Genomic DNA, 23,983 nt, shown 5'->3' with positions numbered 1-23,983 from the left:
AAGGAATGCTCGTGTCGATTGAAACCATCGGATTATTGATTTTCATCTTATTATCATTGATTGCCTTGTTGCTGTTTTTGAATCTTAATCAATATCGTCAGCATCAAGCTAGAAAGATGATATCAGATACCTATGAACTTATTTTAGACCAAGTCGATGTCTATATTTATGTCAAAGATACCCAGTATAAGTATATTTTTGCCAATCAACTCACCCTCGATTATTTTGGCGTCACGCTTGAGAAACTAAAAGGCACTTCAGAACGAGATTATTTCCCTGCCAATATCGCTGATATTTTACATCATAATGACAATAAAGTGCTTAATTCACAAAGTAAAATAGCTGATGATATTATTGTTGATACCGAAGATTCTTTGATTGTGTACCACGAGGTTAAGCAACCCTTATATAATCAAAAAGGCATATTAATTGGTCTCATTGGTATTTCTACCGATGTCACCGCTGAGTATCATTTACGTTCAAAATTAGAGCTGCAGGCGAATACTGATCCGTTAACCGGCTTATTCAATCGGCGCTCATTTACCTCATTTTGTGAACACGAGTTTTTGCGTGCTAGCCGCTATTTCCAACCTTTTTCGTTAATGATTATTGATATTGATTTGTTTAAAGCGGTCAACGATACTTATGGCCATTTAGTGGGTGATGAGGTGATTAAGCGCGTTGCCAATATATGTCATGACCAGATCCGCGAGGCCGATGTATTGGCTCGAATTGGCGGCGAAGAATTTGCCATTTTATTACCCGATACTGATATTGATTCTGCTTATATACTGGCAGAACGCTTAAGGGAAGCTCAACAACAATATGATGAACCGCTGGCACCGCCAATAACCATTAGCATTGGTGTAGCAACAATACATCCTCAAGATAAGACATTTTTAGAGCTTTTTAAGCGGGCAGATAAGGCGTTATATTCGTCAAAAAATATCGGACGTAATAGTGTCAATATAGCGTAATAGTATGTACTTGATGACTGATGTGTTGTGCGTCGCAGCGGATCACATTGAGTATCATGGCCATCAGTTAATGTGACAATCCGATGTAATAATCATATTAAATAGCTCATTGATCTTAAAAATTGTTAATTTAAGTTGCACGCAATTGGTTATCGTGATTATCATATAGCAAGTGCAAAGCAAACTTAGTGCAAGTTTTTGGTCATTTTGTGCGTTAGAGCTCAATATGTGATGGGAGTTTTGCTCTAAATTGGTCCAATTGTTGTTTAAGTTCGGTGAGTTCAGATGTATCGATACCGCATTGTTCAATAACACATTTGTGGATCTGCTCAGCTCGGGGTTGAAGTTGGTGACCTTTTTCGGTTAATTGCATGGATAACATCCGTTCGTCTTGACTATCGCGAATGCGTGTCAGCAGCCCATCGGTTTCGAGACGTTTGATCACAGGTGTTAATGCACCCGATTGTTGACCGAGTTTACCGGCTAAGGTTTTTAAGCTTAAGCCATCTTGCTCCCAGAGGACTAACATCACCAAATATTGGGTGTAGGTTAGTCCGATAGAGTCAAGTAACGGTTTATACAGCTGCGTGATGGCCAGTGACGTTGAATAAACAGCAAAACACAACTGGTTTTCGAGTAATAGGGATTTATTTTTATTCATATCAGTTATTTAGATCTCAAAGTCACTGATCAGATTTGGACTGATCAACTTAAGTAAAAGAAACGTATTATTTGGCCTTGGTTGTTCATGGTAGCAGTGTTTGCAAGATATCAGTATTACTGCTGTAAATAGCTTTTAACAACCGAGGTCATATTGTCTTCTCAGTACCATTTTATGGTGCTTATGTTATTTAAAGGACACAAAATGAACACTCAAAATCGTCGCATCGTACTCGCCAGCCGTCCTCAAGGGGAGCCTATTGCCAACAACTTCCGCTTAGAAACTGTCAACAAACCTGGACCGGCAGAAGGTGAGGTGTTATTGCGCGCGGTGTATTTATCACTTGATCCCTATATGCGTGGTCGCATGAATGATAGCAAATCATATGCGGAGCCCGTCGCCATTGACGATGTTATGGTGGGCGCGGCGGTATCACAAGTTGAAGTGTCTAATCATCCAGATTACAAAGTGGGTGAGTGGGTACTTGCATTTGGTGGTTGGCAAGATTACTTGGTATCAAATGGCGAAGGCTTAATGAAGTTGGGCGATAATCCAAGCCATCCTTCTTATGCCTTGGGTATTATGGGCATGCCAGGCTTTACCGCTTATATGGGCTTATTGGACATTGGTGCACCTAAAACGGGTGAAACCATTGTAGTGGCAGCCGCTACTGGCCCTGTTGGTGCAACGGTTGGCCAAATTGGTAAATTAAAAGGTTGTCGAGTGGTGGGTATTGCCGGCGGCGCAGAAAAATGTCGTCACGCCAAAGAAGTGCTAGGTTTTGACGAATGTATTGACCACAAAGCGGCTGATTTTGCTGAGCAACTGGCAAAACATTGTGATAACGGCATTGATGTGTATTTTGAAAACGTTGGCGGTAAAGTGTTTGATGCGGTTTTACCGTTATTAAATACCGGTGCTCGAGTGCCATTGTGTGGATTAATTTCTCAGTACAATGTGACCTCGTTACCCGATGGCCCTGATCGTTTGTCATTACTGATGGGCACTTTGCTGGTTAAGCGTATTAAGATGCAAGGTTTTATTATTTTTGACGATTACGGCGACCGCTATCCAGAATTTGCCAATGATATGGGGCAATGGTTGGCACAAGGCAAAATTCAATATCGTGAACAAATTGTCGATGGTCTTGAAAACATGACCTCAGCCTTTATCGGGCTGCTAAAGGGCGAAAACTTCGGCAAGGTTGTCATTAAAGTAAACAATCCTCTGTAATCTAACCGATTACGGATAAACAAACTCTATTTAAGGAATAACAATGAAAGTATTAATGGTATTAACATCGCACGACAAATTAGGCGACACAGGTGAGAAAACCGGTTTTTGGTTAGAAGAGCTAGCGGCACCATACTACGCATTTACAGACAAAGGTGTTGAGGTTGTGCTGACGTCACCTAAAGGTGGCTTACCGCCATTAGACCCGACAAGTGATAAAGAAGATTTTCAAACTGATTCTACCCGTCGTTTCACTGCCGATGCTACAGCACAGGCGTTATTAGCCAATACGCACACATTGGCATCAATTGACGTAGCTGAGTATGACGCGGTGTTTTATCCTGGTGGTCATGGTCCGTTATGGGATTTAACCAATGATAAAGACTCGATTGCGTTAATTGAGCAGTGCTACAAAACCGACAAGCTTTTAGGCTTGGTATGTCATGCACCTGCTGCGCTTAAGTACCCTAAAAAGCCAGACGGCACCCCATTAGTTGCAGGTAAGAATGTGACTGGGTTTACCAATGGCGAAGAAGCAGCCGTACAACTCACCGATATTGTGCCATTTTTAGTTGAAGATATGCTGCAGCAAAACGGTGCTACTTATTCTAAGGGTGATGATTGGCATCCATATGCTGTGGTTGACGGTAAATTAATTACGGGTCAAAACCCAGCGTCGTCAGAGTTAGTGGCAGAAAAAATGTTAGCGTTATTAGCGTAATATTGTTCATAGTTAAGAGACGCTAGAGCAATCTAGCGTCTCTTTTTTTATCACAGGATTGGCATTGAAGTGGACTGTAATGACTTCTTTTGCGAACGCCTTTACCCTAGAGAGAACATCTAAATGATTACCTTACATCACTTAAATAAATCACGTTCAAAACGCATTATTTGGTTACTTGAAGAATTGGGTGTTGACTATAACTTAGTCGCCTACCAACGTGATGCAAGCACATTTTTAGGACCAGAATCGCTTAAAAAAGTGCATCCGTTAGGCAAGTCTCCGGTATTAGAAGCCAGCGGATATACTATTGCCGAATCTGGTGCGATAACCGATTACTTGATCCAAACGTATGCCGCGGATCGATTAATGCCAGCACCAGGCACGGCTGATTATATTGATTATCAACAATGGATGCATTTTGCTGAAAGCTCAGCCGCACTGCCATTATTGTTGAAAATGTTTGTCAAAATGGAGGGAGCCGAAACCCAGTTTATTGGTGGATATGCCGATGCTGAAACCGCCAAAGTTATCGGTTATGTTAATGACCGTCTAGATGGTAAGTCATATTTAGTCGGCAACAGTCTCAGTGGTGCTGATATTATGATGTCGTTTATTGCAGAGATTGTCGGTCAAAATGGCGAGTTTGAAAAATATCCAAATATTGCAAACTATTATCAGCAATTAATGAGCCATACGTCATTTAAAAAAGCGCTGCAAATAGAAGCTGAGCACGATCGTTAATCATTATCTTGTGGCATTTTGAAAGACGAACTCAGTTCGTCTTTTTTGTTGGTGTTGATATTAGCAATAAGCTAGAAATACATCATTTATAAGGTTTTTGTGGTGTTGATATTAGCGACAAGCTATAAATACATTATTTATAATGTTTTTGTTGGGTATTAATTAGCTTGCTACATGTTAAAGGTTACATTTTTGTTTAAAATTTGTTCGTTATAATACTAAGGTGTTAGTATAATAAAAGTGTTCTTGTTTGAAATAAGGTTACCTTATGTCTACTTTATCTGATGAAGAACTCGCTTACTTTAGCGATGTTTTTGCACCGGAAGATGACAGTACCGATAATTCATTAGCGAAACATTCATTAAGTGTCGCGACTGAAATACCTCAAGTACTTGCTCATATTCTGGGGAATGCCAAACTAACCTTGCTCGCTGAGATAAGCTATTATCAGTTGTGGTTTCCGTTAACCTTAAAACAAGATGACCTAGGACAATTTTCGCCACAGTTGGGCGTCCCTGAAGTGATTGATATGCGCGGTGGAGAACGCAGCTGGCGGCTTGAACATGTCAAAAACATCAAGGTGATGGATAATGACTCCGCGAAATATGTTGAGGTATTATCTTTGTCTAGCTCAGGGATGACGATTAAAGTGCCGCAAGAACTTAATGCCAAAATGCCACATTTAACCCAGCTTATTTTACCTAATGGTGTGCACCTTGATATGGTCTTTGAACCTGTAAGGACCGAGAACGGGATCATGGCGGCAAAAATTAGTGCCGAGGGTGAGTCGCGTGAAATGTTGCGCCAATTTTTATTTAGCGAACATAAAGCTAAGTATTCGCACCTTTATAAAAATATTAACCGCTAACAATAAAGTCCTTGGCTAATATGGTTTGAAGCGTAGTGATAAATTCATTATCACTTTTTGGCTGAATTAATTGGCATAACTCATCACCTACAGTGGTAAATCGATAATAGGTAAACAGCAAGTGTTGATCTTTGGGTTTTAGGGTCAAAGTGGCATTACACATCGTTAACTGAATATTTTCATTACTGCTTAATAGTCCAGTTTCAAATTCGCTTTTATGTAACAACCCCGCATCGACTAACGTTAAAATACTCGAATAAGGTAACCCGAACTGTGACAGGCCGAAGTTGGTTTGAGTATGCTTACGAAAATATTGCTTTATCCCGCCATTAATACGATAACTGCTGAGTAATTTAAATCTGGGTTCAGTATTAATTTTGACTGACATACCTAACGCTTTTTCAAAGATCTGTGCTTCTCGAAGCGTCAATTGTGTGAGCAGCGCCAAGGTGCGAAGGCTGAAATTACCAGGGTTGACGACTTCGCTGGCCAAAATTTTGGCCCATAAATCTTGCATCTTACGATTATGAATTTGTTCTGCCATTTGAAAGAATTGATAGCGCCAATCAGGATCTAACTCCACACCAGTAACATCCGATGGGGTGTAAGTGAGCGCTAAGGCAAAAATGCTTTCAAGGTTGGCCTGATGTTGGCTGAGTTGTTTGCGTTGACGGTGTTCTGCACGCTCTGCAACGGATGCAGTTGAAGGCCGATAATCTTCTTCGCTTGCTAAACCGATAATGCGCCCGAGCAATAAGGTTTTTTTGCGAGCGGACACTTGAGTGTTGCCATCTTGGATTTGCGTAACATCAACATCAGCCATCATTAAACCTCTTTATGCATTGCGCTTGCGTCATGTCTGTATGGTATGACATCTACGCTGAATCGTTTAGTGCTTTGTTCTTGATGGTGACCATAAGGTTTCTTTATCTGGTCGTGGATGGCGCGGAACATTGAATGCTAGCGCGAGTGAGCATACGGCAAATCCAGTACCGATAAAGAAAACCGACTTAGGCGAGCTTAACCACAAAATACCTAATAACGCCGGAATAATAACCGCTGCTATATGATTTATAGTAAAGCTGACCGACATGGTTGAAGCAATATCTTGTTTATCTGCAATTTTTTGAAAATAAGTCTTTGTCGCTATCGCCATTGCAAAAAGAAGATGATCAATGACATACAATCCTGCAGCAATATTTGCGTCGTTGACATAGGCGTAACAACTGAAAATAATGACTAAGCCAATGTATTCAATAATCAAGGCATTGCGTTCACCTATTCGACCAATAAAGCGGCCTATTTTAGGCGCAAAGATTAAGTTAACCACATAATTAATTAGAAATAACCCAGTAATTTCGGATACCGAATAACCGAACTTTTCAACCATCATAAAGCCTGCAAAGACCATAAATATTTGCCGGCGCGCACCAGAGAAAAAGGTCAGTAAATAATACAGCCAGTAGCGTTTTCTCATTATTAAATGCTTGTGTTGAATGGAACCAATGGTAAAACGAGGGAAATATACCGTCATCACAAACACCATCAATAATCCACATCCGCCAATGATGCTGTACATCCAAATGTAATCGAGGCTAAGCCAACTCATTATCAACCAAATTGATCCGTAGCCGAGTAGCGCCGCCGCCGAACGCCAAGCTAATGCTTTACCCATAAAGCCTGGTGCATCGGCCTTTTCAACCCATTGCAATGTAAGCGATTGATTTATAGTTTCAAAGTAATGAAAGCCAATCGACATCAGTACCGTCGTTAAATACAGCCCGATGACATCGGGAAACCAGCCGGTAATGCCCACACCAATACACAATAACGCCAACGATGATAATGCAAAGGTTTGCTCTTTGATCATTAACAACACAAACACTGCGGTAAAGGCTAAAAATCCTGGGATTTCTCTTAGGCTTTGTAATAAGCCTATCTCAGCTCCGGTAAACGCAGTTATTTAATAGTGCCTGCCAAACAGCAAACACCATTGACATAACAAAGGTCATCCACAGCAGTAAGTGTTGTGGGTTTGTCCATTGGATCGTGAGGGGGGCAGTACTTGTCATTGACGTGTCTGACATGGTTGAAACTCTTATCTCTAAGCTTATTAATCCATAGTGACATAAAACGGTTTGTTAAGTGAAAAGTAATTAAAACCAAAGCTAACACTAATGCAAATAATATTGCGAATGATTATCATTTGCTGTATGGTTGTTTTAGTATCTGAGTAAAGCATTAACTCACTAGGTTGGAGAAATTGATGAATAACACGTTAACCTTGTTGGCAGTATCTGTCGCAAGTGTATTGGGCTTAAGTGTTATGTCGAATGCACACGCCGCAACGAATACCGAAATATTTGCTAAAGCAATTGCTAAACAGGAAGCTGAAATTGCACTATTAAAACAACAGCTTACTACTTTAGCTTCTGAGCAAAAGCAACAGCAGCAACAAAACAAACTGGTGGCGACTCAAGTTGACACCGTGGTACAGAAAACTGCTGAAGCACATGATCGTTTTAGCCGTTTTAGTGTTAACTCATATGGCAGCGCGGTTTACACCAGTGATGAATATTTCGATAACGTCCAAGATACCTCTGCAGAGCGACGTAATCGTACGGATTTAGAGCGGATAGTGACTGAGTTTGGTTATCAGTTTACTGATGATTGGAGCATGGAGGTTGAAATTGAATATGAACATGGTGGCACTGGCTCCGCATTAGAATATGACGGCTTTGATGAATTTGGTGAGTTTGAATCTGAAGTTGAAGCGGGTGGTGAAGTGGTCGTTGAAAAAGCGGAAATTCGCTACCGCCCTAGCAAAGCGTTTGGGGTGAAGTTCGGTAACATTCATTTGCCCATTGGCTTATCAAGCATTCTGCATAAGCCTAGCCAATATTTGACCGTGCAGCGCCATAAAAGTGAGGCTGCAATGATGCCGACCGTTTGGAACGAAAACGGTATTGGTGTTTACGGCGAAATGTCAGACTTTCATTATCAAGCACAAGTCATTAGTGGCTTAAATTCTGAGTATTTTCGCACCTATGATTGGGTGGCATCTGGCCATCAAAAACGCTTTGAAGAAGTCAATACAGATGACCTAGCGTTTGCAGGACGTCTTGATTACGGCAACTTTAAAACCGGCAGTGCTGTTGGAGTGGCTTATTACTTGGGTAATACCAGTGGTAATCGTCATAAAAGTAACAAGTTAGACGTTGATGGTGCATTAAGGATTATGTCTGTCGCAGGTGCGTTTGTTGAAGGACCTTGGATACTTCGTGGTCAATATTTATATGGCACGTTAGACAATGCTGATGCGATCACCCTAGCCAACAAAACCACCCCAGGTTTACGTCCAGGTAACTTTGCCCAATTGGGTTCAGAGTCACAATCGTTCTTTGTTGAGGCAGGTGTAAAGCTCGACGAATGGTTTGATATTCCGATGACAGTGTTTGCCAATATCGATTATTCCAATCCACTTATGGCCGTTGAAACGGGCACAGCAACCCAGCGTTATGAAAACACTTGGAGCAGCGTAGGTATTAACTATTCTCCTATACCTGAGGTTGTGATTAAAGCCGAAGGAGGTCTGCATCAAGTGGCAGTTGCCAGCATTCCTGACACTAACTTTTTTGCTTTGGGTGTGGGATATCAATTCTCGCTATAAGTTTATTTATTTTGAGTCAATTTTTTATACGGAGTTTTATTATGCGCGTTAAACACACTGCAATTACACTGGCTTTAATCACTACGCTTTCAGCATGTGGCGGTTCAGGTTCTGATGATACAAGCACCGAAACCCCAGTGGTACCAACAACGGGGTTTAGCTTTGTCGCTACTGAAATGATCATCAACTTAACCGATGATGTCATTGTGGCGGGTTATGCAGACTTAGCTGCACAAGGCGATACTTTGTTATTGGCAACACAAGCATTGCTAAGTGCTTCTACTACTCAAGCCGATTTAGTAGCGGCACAGAATGCGTGGAAATCAGCTCGTGAACCTTGGGAACAAGGTGAGTCGCATATCTTTGGCCCAGTCGACTCATTGAGTATCGACCCGCATTTAGACAGCTGGCCATTAAACACCACCGATTTACAGACTCAGTTAGATAGTAACAGTGGTTTTGATGCCGAAACTATTAAAGCTTGGAATGATGACGTTCAAGGTTTTCATACCATGGAATATCTGTTGTTTGGCGATGGTGTTAACAGCAACACAAAGTTGATTGCAGATCTTAGCACCAAAGAGCGTGAGTATTTAATCGCCTTAGCGGAAGTGTTCCGCGATTACACCGCGCAATTAGACGATGCTTGGCAAGTGAGCCATAACCCACAAGATACAAATGCCAAACCTTATGCCGAGTTGCTTAAAACTCCTGGCGATGCCACTAACACTATTTACTCATCACAATTAGCCGTTATTGAAGAATTGATCAACGGCATGATTGGTATTGTCGATGAAGTGGGTAACGGTAAAATTGCCGATCCATTCGGAGAGTCATTAACCACGGCAGACACTTCTAAGGTGGAGTCGCAGTATTCGTGGAACTCACTAACCGACTTTTCAAATAACATCATTGGTGTACGTAACGTTTATCAAGGTGAGTTTACGGGTGGTGCCGATAAGCAAGGTTTAATTGATTTTGTGACAGCAGCTGATACGACTTTAGCTACGCGTGTCGCCAGCGAAATTGATGATGCCATTTTAAAAATTCAAGCCATTTCGGGTAGCACTAGCATGCCTTTCCGCCAAGCGATTCTAGATGATGACGGCCGTGCTAGAACCCAGGTTGCTGTGGATGCATTAACAAAGTTACAAGCGACGCTGCAGTCAGATGTGCTGCCTTTATTATCTGATTGGAACTCATAATTTAGCTGTTACCGTCTCAATAAGGCCATGGAACGACCTTATTGGGAGGGTAAGTGTGACCAAAAAAATAGAGACTCAACTCATAACAAGGTCGCATTACTGCCAAATAAACTCAATTTTAGTGTGAATGTGTGAGACAAAGATGAACAAATTATTAAGACAACCATATTGGTTTGTAGCATTACTGGGGCTTAGCCTAAGTGCTTGTGGTGGCAGCGGCGATGATGAAATCTCGCCAGACCCCATTGATCCGGTAGTGACTTATCCTAGCTATACCTCAATTGTTGCTTTAGGCGGTGACACCACTACGTTTGATGCCAATAGTTCTGGCCATGGTTTTTCGACACCATCAGTTAATTTAACTGACGATGAACTCGAGTTACATCTAGAAGGTGATGCCAATTTTGAAGTGTCATTTACTACCGCACCGAATGAACAACATCCTGAGCTTGATGGTTTAGGCCCTGTATTTAATAATGCTGACTGTAATTCTTGCCATCAACGCGATGGTCGAAATTCCACTCCCTTTTTGGCCGCAGATGAAACTCGGGTAAAACTGGGTTCGGCAGCGGGTATTTTCTTACGTATCAGTAAAGCTCCTGCTGAGCCTTGTAGTGTAGGAACTGCAGATAATAATTACTGTGCGCCGATTAAAGTGCCAGATTTTGGTGACCAGCTATTCCATCGCGGAGTATTAAAAGCGCGCCCAGATTGGCAAGACAATGCATTTGTTGGTCAAGCAGATGTGTATTTGTCTTATGAGCGGCATGATGAAGTGTATGCCGATGGACGCACTATTAGTTTGAAGAAGCCTATTTTCGCGGTCGAAAATCCATATGATGCACCAGGTGAAACCAAACAAAGTGCCAATGTAACCTCAAATCTATTACAAGATGATGTGTTAATGGGTTGGCGTAACGGCATGCCTGTGTTTGGTTTAGGGTTGCTAGAAGCAATACCTGAGGCAAGCATTCTCGCCAATGTTGATGCTGATGACAGCAATAAAGATGATATTTCTGGACGGGCTAATTGGGTATTTGATGCCATAAAAGCACAAAATGGCGATAGTACACCTGTTTCTTTAGGTCGCTTTGGTTGGAAAGCCAACACGCCAAGTGTCCGAGTACAATCGTTAGGCGCATTACGTGGTGATATTGGTATTACTAACCCGTTATTTCCCGATGAAAGCATTGTTGGCACCAGTTTACATGATTCATATTTAACCCGTACTGGGTTTGTTGATACTGGTGAAGATGTTAACGGTGCGCCAGAGGCCAGTGCAGAGTTCAGTGATTCAGTGGTGTTTTATGCCGAAACATTAGCGGTGCCAGCCAGACGTAACGTTGATAAAACTGCAGTGCGCGAAGGCGCGAGGTTATTTGAGCAACTCAATTGCAGCAGTTGTCATACGCCGTCGTTTGTGACCAAAACCTCAGGTGATATCGGCGGATTACCGATGAGCGACAGCTTAAAAGGCCAAAATATTTATCCCTTTAGTGACCTGTTATTACACGATATGGGTGAGGGATTGGCAGATGGTCGTCCAGACTTTTTAGCCGATGGCAATGAGTGGCGTACTCGACCATTGTGGGGCATAGGCTTAACCCAAACGGTTAATCCACAAGCCGGATTTTTACATGACGGCCGCGCAGCAACCTTGGAAGAAGCCATTTTGTGGCATGACGGAGAATCTAAAACGTCTAAACAAGACTTTATGGCCTTAACGCAAGCAGAGCGAGTTCAGGTTATCGCCTTTTTACAGTCGTTGTAAATTTGCTGTAAAGCTCAAATACCTTAGGCATTTATGGCTAGGGTATTTTTTTGCGCGGTAGTTCACATTGCCGCTATTGTGGATCATGATGACGTGATCTGTTTCATGTAAATTTTCACGCCAGTGGTCTAAGATACTGTATTACTTTTAAATGATTTCATTCGAGGTCAGCATGAGCCAAATTTTACTGATCCATTCAAGTGTCCATGGTTACACTCAAAAAATATGTGAATATTTACAGCGTCAACTGGTTGGGCAAGATCAGCTGGTCACGGTCGCATCCTTAGCGGAAGCTCCCGATTTAGCCCTATTTGATAAAGTGTACATCGGTGCCAGTATTCGTCATGGCAAACATCGTCCAGCGTTGTATCAATTTATTGAAGCTCATCGTACGGAATTAGAAAACAAACCCAGTGGTTTTTTTTCGGTTAGCTTAGTGGCGCGTAAACCGCAAAAAAACACCCCGCAAACTAATAGCTATATGCAGCAATTTTTACAGCAAAGTGTTTGGCAACCAACATTATTACAAGTGTTTGGTGGTAATTTAGACTACCAAGGCTACGGTGTGATGGACCGAAATATTATTCGGTTTATTATGTGGATAACCAAAGGCCCTACCGATCCTAATACCAAGGTAGAGTTTACCGACTGGCATAAAGTTGATGAATTTGCTCAGCAGATCATTGAGGCATAATTGATGAAGCCAGCGATGACAGCATCGCAGTGGTACGATGCGATAGCCACTAAATTGCACGCCGTAACAGGGGTGTTGAGCGTTTTGCTTATTGCCACTAGCCCGTGGATATTAATGGGGCGGCGTTTGCCGCCTAATAGCAGTGGCTGGAATAGCTGGCATGTCTATGGCGGTTTGTGTTGTGCTTTGTTAGCCGTAGCTTTTGCTTTTGATGTCTGTAGGCAAGGTCAATGGCGTCAGTTTTACCCTTGGATAGTAGGCGAATGGCGTCAATGTCAGCAAGACCTACAGGGCTTGTCTAAAGGACAATTACCGCTATCTGGCGGTAAAGGCTTATTGAGTGTGATTGCCGGGATATGTTTATTGTTATTGCTGATGGTATCTGTCACAGGTGTGGGGTGGTGGTTGGCTCAAGGTGGTGAATATGCACTGAGTTTACGCTATTACCATAGTTTATTTGCAAACTGTTTTGCTGGCTTATTACTCGTACATGCGTTACTTGGACTACTGCATTTACGTGATTTTTTTGATTAGAGAGCGTGGTCTGGTTCTGATGATCTGGTTATATCCTCCCAAGCCACTTCATCATGCTCGTTTCAGCGCTCCCGTAGGAAGAGCCTAGAGCGCTGCGCTGCTAGGAACTCGCAAGCTCGCCAGAGGGCGGTGCTTCGCTTCTTCTAGGTGCGAGGTCTTAGGTCTTAGGTTCTAGAAGCGTAGCGACCCTAGCAGGACGAAGTCCGCCCTAGAACCTAGCAGTCTGCACTTCTGGATATGCGTAATCCTGCATGTCGAGGTCGTTTGAGTATAGGTTCTTATCTCTGAATTACAGATGGGATAAATCGAAAAAAATGGCTATCAATTGATAGCCATTTTTTTCATTAGTGTTGATTACCCATCAAGATGCGGCCGTTATTTTGAGGTGGCTAAATAGTTCATCAACTCAATTAGTTCATCTAAAGTGCTAATTTCATTCATATTGATAGCGTATTTATCATTAACGATAAATGCGGGTACGCTACTGACGTTATATAACGTTTGTTGCTGACGCCATAAAGCCAATGCTTTATCGGTAGTACTGCTGTCGGCCAATGTGTCATAAGTTGCGGCATCGACACCAAATTGGCTGAAGATTTTTTTAATGTCTTCACGGCTGTTTATTTGTGATTCATGCTGGTGGCCTTGAGCATTGTGATCATGCCCATTAGCGCCTTTATCACCTTGGATAGCCGTAAACATTGCGTGGTTGAGCTTTTCTGCTTGACCAACCTCATGAATAACAGCCAGTGATCGCATCACTTCAGTGCCTAAATCGCTGTTCATAAAGTCAACATGCTTAGTATCGAAGGTGACCTCTTCATCTAATCCTGCTTTAATCTCAGCAAGATACTGAGTTTCCATATTGAAGCAGTTATGGCAGTAAAATGAAAAAAACTCAGTGATTTTTGGCGTACTAGTAACCATATTATTGGAAATTTGAGTGTAATGCTTGCCTGCAACAAATGGCGCAGCAAATGTGCTAAATGAGGCTGCTATGAGCGTCAATGCAACGGCGAAATATTTAATCATGTAAAACCTCAGATCAATGTTATTAGCGAATAATCAATAGGATTAGATTAATCTGCTCGAGCTAATTAGGGTAAGTTTCTAAGCTGAATTATGGCTTAAATCATCAATTAAAAAGGCGTTAATTTCGTGATCCGTGCGTGCTTTATGAGGTTAACCTCTGAATTAAGGCAAGATATTGAAGTGAACTTAATGATTATTAAGGAATGTCATCATAAAGTGGCATTGAGTTGTTCAATCTAGATGATGCGATATAGAAGGTTAATCTGGATAATTAACCAAAGCCTGTTTATTGATGACTGTAAATAGCTAACGATTAAATGGCTAATGCGCATCGCTAAATAACTAAAGCACAGTTAGTCATGCAGAGCTCTGTGGACAATCGCTATCATGGTCTATGAGTGTTCGACCAAGATATTGAGCCTGTAAATCATTGGCAGCCTACGCTTAATTTCTTAGGGTTTGCCATGCTTCGCATACTTCACGGAAACGTTCGGCATTACCTTGTTCGCGGTCGGGGTGCCATTTAAGCGCGAGTTTGCGCCATTGTTTGCGAATGTCTTTATCGGTGGCAGTGTCATCAAGTTCAAATACTGTCAAGGCATGACCTTGGTGCATTAACTGGGTGTTGACGCCAATATACTCTTGATAACTTGACCAGAATGACTCCAGCATTTCTTGTATAACGTTAACGCTGGCATCATAATTGGCCCAATCGAGATAATAATCGCGTAATGCACCATCGCAAATATGTTGCACATCAGCATTGGCCGGAATCATCCTAAATATTTGGATCTCCATTGCCTTTACTTGTAACCACTGTTTGGGGATTAATATGTCTTGTAATTCATATAAGGCGTTCATCAGTAGAAAGTTGCGTTTAAAGAGGTCTTTTTCGGGTAAAGGGTCAAGATTATGCATTAATCCTTTGGCTTGTAACTCGCTCGCCAAATGATGTACTTTCCAACTTTGGTTGGTTGATTGCAACAAACTCAGCACAGGCCATATGAGCGGGTTGTCACTTTTAGGCACCTTGAGTTCGTTGTTGTCTGTGGTGCTTGCCTGTTCAGTTCCATAGGCATGGTGTAAGGTTTTATTGACTAGCATAGTGGCGTATGGGTCCTGAATTGGCGATAAAATCTGCTTTTCATGGCAGCCCACTATGCCATAGTCGTTTTTAATGACAAGTAGATTTTATTGTCATTACGACCCAGGTATTGACCTTGAACTTTGCCTTCAAGCTTGAGATAGCAAACTTAACGCCTACTCTATATTGTATTGATAAAGGATACTTGTTAATGAGGTGGATTATTGTTCACATTAGGATCTGTTGACGCTACTAGTGGCGCTTGAGATAATGGCGATGTGGCGAAAGGTTTGATTTTTTATTGCTTTTGATCAATTAATTCCTTTTCTTGCAGGCAAGAAAAGCTTATTTGATATAAAATTCGCCGCAATAAAATAACTGGGGCTTTAACCAATGACAGATAAACTCTTTGTTAGTGCGCAACAACTTTTGGAAGATTCATTTAGACTCGCTGCACAAGTATATGACAGTGGCTTTCGACCACAGTTTATCGTGGGTATTTGGCGCGGTGGAGCACCTATCGGCATTGCCGTCCAAGAGTATTTTGATTTTAAGAAAATCGAAACAGACCATATTGCAGTTAGAACCTCGTCTTATTATGGTATTGGCACTGACAAACAAGATAAAAATATTAAAGTGCACGGTTTGCATTACATTATCGAAAATGCCAATGCTAGCGACGGTTTGTTGATTGTTGATGACGTATTTGACTCGGGGCGCAGTGTTGATGCGCTTATTGGTAAATTAAGAAAATTTATGCGTTTGAACATGCCAACCGATATTCGCATAGCATGTCCTTACTACAAACCCAAAAACACTAAAGTCGATCTAAAGCCAGATTATTTTATTCATTCATCTGAAGATTGGTTAGTGTTCCCACATGAAGTGTCTGGTTTAAACCCACAAGAAATTGCTGAAGGTAAAACTGACTTTAAAAATATCCAAGATCTGTTTTTATAAGCCTAGCGTTACAGCCATTTTAGCCGTTGATAACAACGAATTTATGTATAACTTTATGTAAAGTTTGCTAAAGTATACCGCTATTTGAATGCGTCAACATGCTTATGTCAATGCGACAATATTAGTATGCTGGCGCACTTTTTTATCCGAATTAATGCGAAATTTAGTTAACATTATGGTTACTGTAGAATTGTTTACACCTGAGGCACCCGTAAAACGTCGATTAGAACTATTAGCGCCTGCTAAAAATGCTGATTACGGCATTGAGGCTATTCGCCATGGTGCTGATGCTGTTTATATTGGCGGTCCTGCCTTTGGCGCGCGCCATAATGCTGGCAACAGTGTTGAAGACATCGCTCGTTTGGCGGAATTTGCTCATCGTTATCATGCCCAGGTTTTTGTGGCGTTAAATACCATTTTAATGGATGACGAACTTGATAAAGCCCAAAAGCTTATTTGGCAGCTTTATGAAGCGGGGGTTGATGCCTTGATTGTTCAAGACATGGGTGTTTTACAATTTGATCTGCCGCCTATTGCGTTGCATGCCAGTACGCAAACGGATAACCGCAGCCCTGAAAAAACGGTCTTTTTAGAGCAAGTTGGTTTTTCGCAAGTCGTATTAGCCCGTGAGCTCAATATCCCACAAATTCGCGATATTGCTGCTAGCACAAAAATGAAGTTAGAGTTCTTTATTCACGGCGCATTATGTGTCAGTTATAGCGGTTTATGTAATTTGAGCCATGCGTATTCTAATCGCAGTGCTAATCGCGGTGAATGTTCACAGATGTGTCGGTTACCGTGCAATTTGACCACTCGCGAAGGTGACGTCTTAGCTGAAAATCAGCACTTATTATCATTAAAAGACAATAACCAGACCGATAATTTAGAAGCGTTAATTGATGCTGGTATTAGTTCGTTTAAAATTGAAGGCCGCTTAAAAGATATTACTTACCTTAAAAATATCACCGCTCATTATCGTCAGCAACTTGATGCGATTATGGCTAAACGTGATGATGTAGAATCAATTTCTCATGGTCGTTGCACGTTTAACTTTATCCCCGATCCTGATAAAAGTTTTAACCGTGGTAAAACGGATTATTTTGTTAATGAACGTACTGAGGCCATTGAGCATTTTAGTTCGCCTAAGTTCATTGGTGAAAAAGTGGGCCGTATCACCGAAGTGGGTAAAGACTTTATTAAAATCGATACCCGTGAAAGTGGCAAAGACATTCACTTTAATAATGGTGATGGCCTCTGTTTTTTTGTTGAACACTACGAAACCCAACGTTTGTCTGACGATAAACTCTCTGGCGTGCGCATCAACCGTGCTGAAGGGAATGTCTTGCATTTAACCGAGGTACCCAAAGATCTTAAAATTGGGGTGATGATGTTCCGTAACTTTGACCATAAGTTCGAAGCTAGCCTTAACAAAGATTCTGCTAGCCGTAAAATGACTGTCGATATGCAATTTTTTGATACCGATGACGGGGTGGGATTAACGATTACAGATCGGCATAATATCAGTGCGACAGTCATGTTAGCGTGCGATAAAGCCCCCGCTAATGACCAAGTCAAGACCGCCGAAAATCTGAAAAAACAATTCAGTAAACTTGGCAGCAGTGACTTTGTATTGAACAAGGTTAATTTACTCACGCAGCAGATGTGGTTTTTACCCGTCTCGGTTGTTAATGAGTTACGCCGCGATGCCGTTAGTGCATTAATGACGGCAAGAGTTGCCAGTTACCAGCGACCAGAGCGTTGGATGCATGATAAAACGGCACGTTTCCCGCAAAAAGCACTGAGCTTTTTATCTAATGTGGCGAATGAAAAAGCGAAATCTTTTTACCATCAACATGGGGTGATTCAAATTGAAGACACCTATGAGAAAAATAACGTTTTGCATGATGCTCCGTTAATGGTCACTAAACATTGTCTGCGTTACAGTTTTAATTTATGCCCGAAAGAAGTTGAAGGTATTAAAGCGGATCCTATGTTTTTAGAGGTAGGTAAAGATAAATTGAAATTGATTTTTGACTGCCATAAATGTGAAATGATGATTGTTGGCTCCAACCAATTAGTGAAACAATAATGGCGCCACAGCGTGATTTTAACCATCATTGCTTTTCCGCTGGCAGTATTAAGCTTGCCATTGGGTTAGTTTTTCAAATAAGCTGCAAAAATAACCATTAAATAACTGCCCAAACTCGTGTGTTTCGAGTACACTGCGCGGCTGAAATTTCATGGGTTTTAGCCTGTGATACCTTAAGTAGGAAAGAATAGATTATGAGCGATAGCAAAAAGTATGCTTTACGTGTTATTCAAATTGAAAACACCTGGAAAACTGAAATCACTCGTCGTATGACATCGACTAAAACCATAGTATCAAAAAGCCAAGATGGTTTTGCATCAGAAGCAGAAGCCATTGCATGGGGCGAGCAAGCACTGCAAGGTTTTTTATCTAAGCAAGCTGATCGTAACCAGCGTAAAACTGAGAAGCACCTTAAAGCTAAAAGCTTAGCGGCTGCTATTGCTGCTGAATCGGCCATCGACGAAGAAGAGCTGTTCGATGCTGAAGATGAAGATGAAGACGAGCTTAACTAATATTTTACCCACTATGTATAGGTTATAGATAAGTTTCAATTTTTGTATGTTCAGGATAGGACGTACTAAATTAGCATGATTTTTGATCAACTTATCTCTATCTTGACCAAATAAGGATTCATTTGGATGAACAAGATTGCTGCAATTATAGGCTGCTCGGGGTGTTTAGGAATAATGTTCCTGTTCCCCAGTAGTGCATCTGCTACCCCTCCAGCACAGATGGCATTTGGCGACGTTGATAAGTCATCAGGTGTTATGGTGATGTCTGATGATGTCCAGAAACTCATAACCTTGTCTGCAAAGTTCGGCTTTTTACCGCCATTAGATTGGAAACTTGCATTCAGTGATAAACGTGGCGACATGACGATGGCTGAGTTTATTCCAACCAATGAGTCATTAAATGACTGGTCTAGTTTAGTCTGCATGCAGGGGTTCAAAGGGTTAGCCAATGATGTTGAGCCGGAACGTTTTTTAGATTCAATGGCGGCGACTTATCAACAACATTGCCAAGGGAAAATTGTTTATCAACAGCTTGGCAGTTCTGAAGTTGACGGGCTCGAAGCGGTACATGGTTTATTAGGCTGCACCAGTATGCCTAATATTCATCACTCTTCAGCAGTGGAAGATGTGTCTTATATCAGCCGTCCACAAGGCGAAATGGGCTATTTTTCTGTAATAAGTGATGACGAAAATGTCTACCTAATCCATAAATCTATTCGAACAGACGTGTTTACTACCGAAACGACTCCTATCACTATCGATAATTATCGTGACTTCATGACGTATCCCTAGCGTCGAATCCTAGCGCCGTGTCATGTGGTTGATAACCCTCTTAGGTGCCACTAACCAACAAATTGACTGTTCTACAAGCTGAATAATCTGCAGGTTACTCTTTTGTTGGTATCAAGTTCACCTTTGGATCCGTTATAATCTCTGCGTTATTACTTTATGATGTCAGCAATAATTAAACGGTACTAGGGTACTAAATGCTAATGCTGGCATAACGAAACAGATATTTTTAATGATGGGTTGAACCTCAACTCACGTTATTTCAAGCGTTAACCTCAACTCGGCTTATTAGCCCGGGATGAGATTAGTTAGTCAATCTTTACGGTGCTTGCAGTGGATCGATAGACCAAAGCAAGATAATCGGGAAACCAGTGTAAATCTGGTACTGCCCCCGCAACGGTGATTGGTGAGAGTCAGGTGCGCAACAGGGTTGCGTTAATCATCTAGACTCGCGCGGGTTATGCCATAGGTATAACGCCACAACCTCAGTCCGGAGACCGGCCTTAAAGGTGATTTCGATGATTTCGGTGGGCAGATCTCGAAATGTGATGTGATACTGCTTGTTGACTTATTCTGACGATTTTTTTCAGGAGATTAGGGCGACAGTGGTTATCTATATTACGGCGCTATTGCCCCATTTTTCCTTTCAGGAGTTAAAGGTAAATGGGTACTAAACCAACAAAAATTGCACTGCTATTAAGTGCTGTCTTCAGTGTGGCAACGGTTAATGCTATTGCGGCAGAGTCAACCGATACATCCCCCGGGTCTTCAGCTATCAGCATGGATGAAACCATTGTGGTCATTGGGCGTAATCTTGCCAATCCACTAAACATTGCGGCCAACGTCAATGTTATTGATGCCGCCGATATTCAAATGAGCGGAGTCACCAATTTAACCGATTTATTACGTGGACAGTCTGGCATTCAGGTGTCGGATAATAATTCGGGTAGCGTATTTTCTATGCGCGGATTTTCTGCATCACAAGCGGCCAACAACACGCTGATTTTAGTTGATGGACGCAGATTGAATAATATTGATATTGCTGCGCCGAGTATTGAATCCATTCCGCTTAACTTAGTTGAGCGGGTTGAGATTTTAACCGGTAGTGCAGGGGTGTTGTATGGTGACCAAGCGGTTGGCGGCGTTATTAACATCATTACTAAGGCACCAACAGAAACTAGTGGTGGCTTACAAGTCAGTGGCGGCAGTTTTGATACCTATGAAGCTAAAGGCGATATTTCAGGTTCCATTAACGACGCATGGCGTTATTTTTTAGCGGCAAGCTATAAAGAAAGCGACAATTACCGCGACAATAATGATAATGAAACCGGATCTATTTTAGGTCGGGTACAGTATCAAACCGCTAACGAAGATTTTTATGTTGAAGTTAATTATTTTGATAACGATCGTAAAACGCCGGGTGCACTCACGTTAGCACAATATGAGGCCGATCCACGCCAAGCCGCGGCTTTTTCTGAGGGCGAATACTCTCATGAAATGAGCACCGCACTGCGAAGTGGTTATCAATATCAGTTAAATAATATTTGGGCCTTAGGCGCGGATTTAACCTATTCAGACTCGTTAACGACCAGCGTGTTGTTCGGCGGTGCAGGGCGAATTGAACGTGAATTATTGAGTTTTTCACCTAAAGCTAGCGCCAATTATCATTTAGATCGCGGTGATTTAAATTTTGTTGCAGGTATTGATGTCAGCAAAGGTGAAGCCGATTTTGATACGCTTTATATTCAACGTAATAATGAACAACAACAAAGCAGCGCCTATGTGCAAGCATCGGTACCTATTTCGCCGACATTATCCTATGTCGTCGGGGGGCGTTATTCAGAAGTAACAGACGATTTATACGACCAATTACTTTATCCTAACCGTATTGAAATCGATAACGACGCGCATGCATTTGAGTTAGGATTTAACTATCGCCCAAGCAGTGAAAATCGTTTTTATGTCCGTGCCAATGATAACTTCCGCTTTGCAAAAGTAGATGAACAAGCCTTTACGCCGCTGACGGTACAAGGTTTAGATCCACAAACTGGCCGCTCTTACGAAGCGGGTTGGGACTATACTACCGCCACTCAAACGTTAAAAATCAATGCTTATCAACTTGAGTTAGAAGATGAGATTGTTTATGAAGGCGGAAGAACTGACGGCCCTTATGGTGGTGGCGCGAACGTTAATGCGGATCAATCTCGTCGTTTTGGGGTGAGCACTGCTTATGATGTGCAGTTATCAAATGACTGGCTGCTAGGTGCTTCGTACGACTATATTGATGCAGAGTTCACTCAAGGTGAAAACGACGGCAAAGCGTTATCTTGGGTGGCTGAGCATTCGGGTAAGGCTTACATGAGCTATGACTTTGCCGATCATTGGCAAGCATTTGTTGAAGGTGTTTATACGGGTGAGCGCTACATGGAAGGCGATAACAGTAATATCGGTGATAAGTTAGACCACTACGTGCTAACCAACCTTGCATTAAACTATGCTCATGCTGGTTGGAATGGCAGTTTACGTGTTGATAACTTACTTGATGAAGACTATGTTGGTACCGGTTATTACTCTGCGTTTGGCAGTGGTTATTATTCTGGTACGGGTCGCTCAATTAGACTGACTGCGGGTTATCGTTTCTAGATAATTTGGCTTAATAAATAGTTACCCATAAAAGCCAGTAAACTATTACTGGCTTTCGTTTTAATATATCGTTAAATTAATTTATAGCGTGTTTATTCTAAAAAAGGTAATCGATAGATATGACTAATCTTGAGCAACAAGTTTTTACTCAAGTTCAAGCTATTATTGGCAATGAAGAACAGGTCATTGGTCGTCGTGGCATATTACTTCCATTAAAAAAAGCCCTGATTAACGAAGCTGATATTAGAGTTGTTATCGACACAGTGTCTGCCGACCCTGCGTTGGCAGCCCATTTGTTGTTGCGCAGTAATACCGCACAAACAGCAGGGGTGATATCGAGCAAAAGCCGAAGTGTCAAGGATGCCTTAATCCGTTTAGGCCAAGTGAACATCTATCGTTATGCGTTTTCGTTTTATCTTAAAGAACGGCTTGATGAGCTTTTAGAACCGTACAAAAAATTAGTCCAAGGCTATTGGGCCTTAAATGAAATGATCGCGATGGATTGTATAGTACAGTTACGTGAAGATAATAAAATCGGTGTTGGAACTAAAATTGATGCGGATGAAATGCAAACATTAGCACTATTTAGTGTGTTTGGTCAGGTGATTGCGCTAACGGCTTTTGCTTATTTAAATGCTGAGTTATCTCGGCCCGTATCATTGACAGTAATAAAATCACTGATTGATAAGCAACAACAACAGTTATCACTTGATGCATTTGAGTCATTAGGTTTGGATGATGATTTACGCGATGAATTTTTAATTGCCCATAACTTACGCCAAACACAAAACCCTGATTCTCCAGGACTTGTGCTTCGACGCGTGTTATCTAAACGACAATTACTGATCAACCCGCTGTAGTATTATGCCTTCATTTGCTACAAGTTCGAGCCACTTTTGGATTAAATTTGCATTAGTGGCATCGCGGCGATAAGCACCAAACAATGGACGCTTTAGTCCTTCTGCCCCTAATTTAACCGCAGTAAGATTCAGCCCCTGACTTTCTCTGATAGACCAAGTTGGCAGGGTTGCTATGCCGTCATTACAGGCAACACGCTGCAATAGCATTGAGGTTAAATCACATTGCTTTTGCTCGCCAGGTTCAATACCCGCGGGCTCTAAAAAGTGTTTGTATATATCTAAGCGCGCTAACGGCACGGGGTAACTAATTAAGGTTTGCTTTGCCAATTGGGCTGGCGTTACAAACGCTTGTGCCGCTAAGGTGTTATCACTGGCTACAATTAATTTAACTTCAAAATCAAATAGATGCTGGTAAGCGACACTGTGTCCCGGCACTGGATCTGAGGTTAGCACTATGTCTAAACTCCCCGTCTGCAATGCATTGAGTGAATCAAATAAATGCCGACTTGAAATATCAATTTGAGCCGCTGGCGCATGTTGTTTAAATTGCTCAATAACAGGCATTAACCAACGAAAACAACTATGGCATTCAATGCCGAGCTTAAGCTGTTGGCTTTCACCCTCTAAACCGCGTTTAAGATCCGACTCGGTTGCAATCACTTTCGGTAAGATTTCTTCCGCTAAATTTAGCAGACGTGAGCCTTCATGAGTAAAGGTTAACGGCTTACTCTTACGAACAAAAATACTTGAGTTAATCCGTGTCTCTAACTCTTTTATTTGATGAGAAAGCGCCGACTGGGTGACAAACCGTTTTTTAGCCGCACCCGCTAAACTGCCACTTTCTTTTAACGCCATCAGGGTACGAAGGTGTCTAAGCTCTATCATTTTCTCTCCACATGAATCTTGCTCAACTATTTGATGAAATCAATTCGATTG

General features: G+C 41.8%; 21 protein-coding genes, 1 pseudogene and 1 riboswitch. Of the genes and pseudogenes, 16 read left to right on the top strand and 6 right to left on the bottom strand.

The annotated features are described in order from the left end of the window. The first annotated feature begins 11 nt into the window (after positions 1-11). Positions 12-977: a sensor domain-containing diguanylate cyclase gene (locus AAEZ02_RS02890; protein WP_351075779.1), complete on the top strand. Its 966-nt coding sequence runs from the start codon at positions 12-14 to the stop codon at positions 975-977. Positions 978-1,191: 214 nt separating this feature from the next. On the opposite strand, the gene AAEZ02_RS02885 is transcribed toward AAEZ02_RS02890, so the two are convergent. Beyond that, positions 1,192-1,638 (bottom strand): MarR family winged helix-turn-helix transcriptional regulator, encoded by a 447-nt coding sequence (locus tag AAEZ02_RS02885; RefSeq protein WP_124013579.1) that lies wholly within the window; start codon positions 1,636-1,638, stop codon positions 1,192-1,194. A gap of 204 nt (positions 1,639-1,842) precedes the next feature. On the opposite strand from AAEZ02_RS02885, the gene curA reads away from it, so the two are divergent. From curA to AAEZ02_RS02865, 4 genes are all read left to right on the top strand, one after another. Beyond that, positions 1,843-2,871 (top strand): NADPH-dependent curcumin/dihydrocurcumin reductase, encoded by a 1,029-nt coding sequence (gene curA, locus AAEZ02_RS02880; RefSeq protein ID WP_351121841.1) that lies wholly within the window; start codon positions 1,843-1,845, stop codon positions 2,869-2,871. Positions 2,872-2,914: 43 nt separating this feature from the next. Further along, entirely contained in the window at positions 2,915-3,592 is a 678-nt protein-coding gene (locus tag AAEZ02_RS02875; protein WP_335687293.1) for a type 1 glutamine amidotransferase domain-containing protein, read from the top strand. Positions 3,593-3,715: 123 nt separating this feature from the next. Further along, on the top strand, positions 3,716-4,336 hold the full coding sequence (locus AAEZ02_RS02870) for a glutathione S-transferase family protein (protein ID WP_351075770.1): 621 nt from the start codon (positions 3,716-3,718) through the stop codon (positions 4,334-4,336). Positions 4,337-4,604: 268 nt separating this feature from the next. After that, on the top strand, positions 4,605-5,204 hold the full coding sequence (locus AAEZ02_RS02865) for a hypothetical protein (protein WP_101032669.1): 600 nt from the start codon (positions 4,605-4,607) through the stop codon (positions 5,202-5,204). Here the strand turns inward: AAEZ02_RS02865 and AAEZ02_RS02860 are convergent. Next, positions 5,194-6,027, bottom strand: coding sequence for a TIGR03899 family protein (locus AAEZ02_RS02860; protein WP_351075846.1), 834 nt, complete (start codon positions 6,025-6,027; stop codon positions 5,194-5,196). The genes AAEZ02_RS02865 and AAEZ02_RS02860 overlap by 11 nt on opposite strands. A gap of 66 nt (positions 6,028-6,093) precedes the next feature. After that, positions 6,094-7,276: pseudogene (locus AAEZ02_RS02855) on the bottom strand (MFS transporter). Positions 7,277-7,470: 194 nt separating this feature from the next. Between AAEZ02_RS02855 and AAEZ02_RS02850 the strand changes: the two are divergent. From AAEZ02_RS02850 to AAEZ02_RS02830, 5 genes are all read left to right on the top strand, one after another. Continuing rightward, entirely contained in the window at positions 7,471-8,874 is a 1,404-nt protein-coding gene (locus AAEZ02_RS02850) for a hypothetical protein (protein WP_351121838.1), read from the top strand. Between the two features lie 41 nt (positions 8,875-8,915). After that, positions 8,916-10,079, top strand: coding sequence for an imelysin family protein (locus tag AAEZ02_RS02845; RefSeq protein ID WP_351121835.1), 1,164 nt, complete (start codon positions 8,916-8,918; stop codon positions 10,077-10,079). A 142-nt stretch (positions 10,080-10,221) separates the two neighbouring features. Then, positions 10,222-11,850, top strand: coding sequence for a di-heme oxidoredictase family protein (locus AAEZ02_RS02840; RefSeq protein ID WP_351121833.1), 1,629 nt, complete (start codon positions 10,222-10,224; stop codon positions 11,848-11,850). Positions 11,851-12,022: 172 nt separating this feature from the next. Then, entirely contained in the window at positions 12,023-12,544 is a 522-nt protein-coding gene (gene hemG, locus AAEZ02_RS02835) for a menaquinone-dependent protoporphyrinogen IX dehydrogenase (protein ID WP_124013587.1), read from the top strand. Positions 12,545-12,547: 3 nt separating this feature from the next. After that, complete coding sequence (locus AAEZ02_RS02830) at positions 12,548-13,078, top strand: cytochrome b/b6 domain-containing protein (protein WP_233768567.1); 531 nt, start codon at positions 12,548-12,550, stop codon at positions 13,076-13,078. A 375-nt stretch (positions 13,079-13,453) separates the two neighbouring features. On the opposite strand, the gene AAEZ02_RS02825 is transcribed toward AAEZ02_RS02830, so the two are convergent. Together AAEZ02_RS02825 and AAEZ02_RS02820 are read right to left on the bottom strand one after the other, a co-directional pair. Then, a complete protein-coding gene (locus AAEZ02_RS02825) occupies positions 13,454-14,110 on the bottom strand; it encodes a thiol:disulfide interchange protein DsbA/DsbL (RefSeq protein ID WP_124013588.1) in 657 nt (218 codons plus the stop codon). A gap of 444 nt (positions 14,111-14,554) precedes the next feature. Beyond that, positions 14,555-15,214, bottom strand: coding sequence for a DNA-J related domain-containing protein (locus tag AAEZ02_RS02820; protein WP_351121828.1), 660 nt, complete (start codon positions 15,212-15,214; stop codon positions 14,555-14,557). A gap of 373 nt (positions 15,215-15,587) precedes the next feature. On the opposite strand from AAEZ02_RS02820, the gene AAEZ02_RS02815 reads away from it, so the two are divergent. The 6 genes from AAEZ02_RS02815 (at position 15,588) to AAEZ02_RS02790 (ending at position 23,047) form a co-directional block, all read left to right on the top strand. Next, positions 15,588-16,154 (top strand): phosphoribosyltransferase, encoded by a 567-nt coding sequence (locus tag AAEZ02_RS02815; protein WP_101032665.1) that lies wholly within the window; start codon positions 15,588-15,590, stop codon positions 16,152-16,154. Between the two features lie 175 nt (positions 16,155-16,329). Then, positions 16,330-18,243: a peptidase U32 family protein gene (locus AAEZ02_RS02810; RefSeq protein ID WP_351121825.1), complete on the top strand. Its 1,914-nt coding sequence runs from the start codon at positions 16,330-16,332 to the stop codon at positions 18,241-18,243. Positions 18,244-18,437: 194 nt separating this feature from the next. Next, entirely contained in the window at positions 18,438-18,755 is a 318-nt protein-coding gene (locus tag AAEZ02_RS02805; RefSeq protein WP_335687278.1) for a DUF3622 domain-containing protein, read from the top strand. Positions 18,756-18,881: 126 nt separating this feature from the next. Next, positions 18,882-19,547 (top strand): hypothetical protein, encoded by a 666-nt coding sequence (locus tag AAEZ02_RS02800; protein WP_124013591.1) that lies wholly within the window; start codon positions 18,882-18,884, stop codon positions 19,545-19,547. Positions 19,548-19,849: 302 nt separating this feature from the next. Continuing rightward, positions 19,850-20,064, top strand: a riboswitch (cobalamin riboswitch). Between the two features lie 143 nt (positions 20,065-20,207). Then, on the top strand, positions 20,208-22,187 hold the full coding sequence (locus AAEZ02_RS02795; protein WP_124013592.1) for a TonB-dependent receptor: 1,980 nt from the start codon (positions 20,208-20,210) through the stop codon (positions 22,185-22,187). 119 nt (positions 22,188-22,306) lie between these two features. Beyond that, positions 22,307-23,047 carry an HDOD domain-containing protein gene (locus tag AAEZ02_RS02790; protein ID WP_124013593.1) on the top strand — a complete coding sequence of 247 codons (741 nt, stop codon included), beginning with the start codon at positions 22,307-22,309 and terminating at the stop codon, positions 23,045-23,047. Here the strand turns inward: AAEZ02_RS02790 and AAEZ02_RS02785 are convergent. Beyond that, positions 23,027-23,932, bottom strand: a complete 906-nt coding sequence (locus tag AAEZ02_RS02785) for a LysR family transcriptional regulator (protein ID WP_124013594.1) — start codon at positions 23,930-23,932, stop codon at positions 23,027-23,029. The two genes, AAEZ02_RS02790 and AAEZ02_RS02785, sit on opposite strands and share 21 nt — an antisense overlap. Positions 23,933-23,983: the final 51 nt, after the last annotated feature.

The sequence above is a fragment of the Shewanella sp. T24-MNA-CIBAN-0130 genome (genome assembly GCF_040310185.1).
Lineage (GTDB): Bacteria > Pseudomonadota > Gammaproteobacteria > Enterobacterales > Shewanellaceae > Shewanella > Shewanella psychromarinicola.
This window is presented reverse-complemented; position numbering and strand designations above follow the sequence as displayed.

Bases quoted from the DNA above. Each gene is read 5' to 3' on its own strand.
- AAEZ02_RS02830 (WP_233768567.1), top strand. From the start codon at position 12,548: ATGAAGCCAGCGATGACAGCATCGCAGTGGTACGATGCGATAGCCACT.
- AAEZ02_RS02865 (WP_101032669.1), top strand. From the start codon at position 4,605: ATGTCTACTTTATCTGATGAAGAACTCGCTTACTTTAGCGATGTTTTT.
- AAEZ02_RS02840 (WP_351121833.1), top strand. From the start codon at position 10,222: ATGAACAAATTATTAAGACAACCATATTGGTTTGTAGCATTACTGGGG.
- AAEZ02_RS02845 (WP_351121835.1), top strand. From the start codon at position 8,916: ATGCGCGTTAAACACACTGCAATTACACTGGCTTTAATCACTACGCTT.
- AAEZ02_RS02810 (WP_351121825.1), top strand. From the start codon at position 16,330: ATGGTTACTGTAGAATTGTTTACACCTGAGGCACCCGTAAAACGTCGA.
- hemG (WP_124013587.1), top strand. From the start codon at position 12,023: ATGAGCCAAATTTTACTGATCCATTCAAGTGTCCATGGTTACACTCAA.
- AAEZ02_RS02875 (WP_335687293.1), top strand. From the start codon at position 2,915: ATGAAAGTATTAATGGTATTAACATCGCACGACAAATTAGGCGACACA.
- AAEZ02_RS02820 (WP_351121828.1), bottom strand. From the start codon at position 15,214: ATGCTAGTCAATAAAACCTTACACCATGCCTATGGAACTGAACAGGCA.
- AAEZ02_RS02860 (WP_351075846.1), bottom strand. From the start codon at position 6,027: ATGGCTGATGTTGATGTTACGCAAATCCAAGATGGCAACACTCAAGTG.
- AAEZ02_RS02800 (WP_124013591.1), top strand. From the start codon at position 18,882: ATGAACAAGATTGCTGCAATTATAGGCTGCTCGGGGTGTTTAGGAATA.
- AAEZ02_RS02795 (WP_124013592.1), top strand. From the start codon at position 20,208: ATGGGTACTAAACCAACAAAAATTGCACTGCTATTAAGTGCTGTCTTC.
- AAEZ02_RS02785 (WP_124013594.1), bottom strand. From the start codon at position 23,932: ATGATAGAGCTTAGACACCTTCGTACCCTGATGGCGTTAAAAGAAAGT.
- AAEZ02_RS02850 (WP_351121838.1), top strand. From the start codon at position 7,471: ATGAATAACACGTTAACCTTGTTGGCAGTATCTGTCGCAAGTGTATTG.
- AAEZ02_RS02885 (WP_124013579.1), bottom strand. From the start codon at position 1,638: ATGAATAAAAATAAATCCCTATTACTCGAAAACCAGTTGTGTTTTGCT.
- AAEZ02_RS02805 (WP_335687278.1), top strand. From the start codon at position 18,438: ATGAGCGATAGCAAAAAGTATGCTTTACGTGTTATTCAAATTGAAAAC.
- AAEZ02_RS02825 (WP_124013588.1), bottom strand. From the start codon at position 14,110: ATGATTAAATATTTCGCCGTTGCATTGACGCTCATAGCAGCCTCATTT.
- AAEZ02_RS02815 (WP_101032665.1), top strand. From the start codon at position 15,588: ATGACAGATAAACTCTTTGTTAGTGCGCAACAACTTTTGGAAGATTCA.
- AAEZ02_RS02870 (WP_351075770.1), top strand. From the start codon at position 3,716: ATGATTACCTTACATCACTTAAATAAATCACGTTCAAAACGCATTATT.
- AAEZ02_RS02790 (WP_124013593.1), top strand. From the start codon at position 22,307: ATGACTAATCTTGAGCAACAAGTTTTTACTCAAGTTCAAGCTATTATT.
- curA (WP_351121841.1), top strand. From the start codon at position 1,843: ATGAACACTCAAAATCGTCGCATCGTACTCGCCAGCCGTCCTCAAGGG.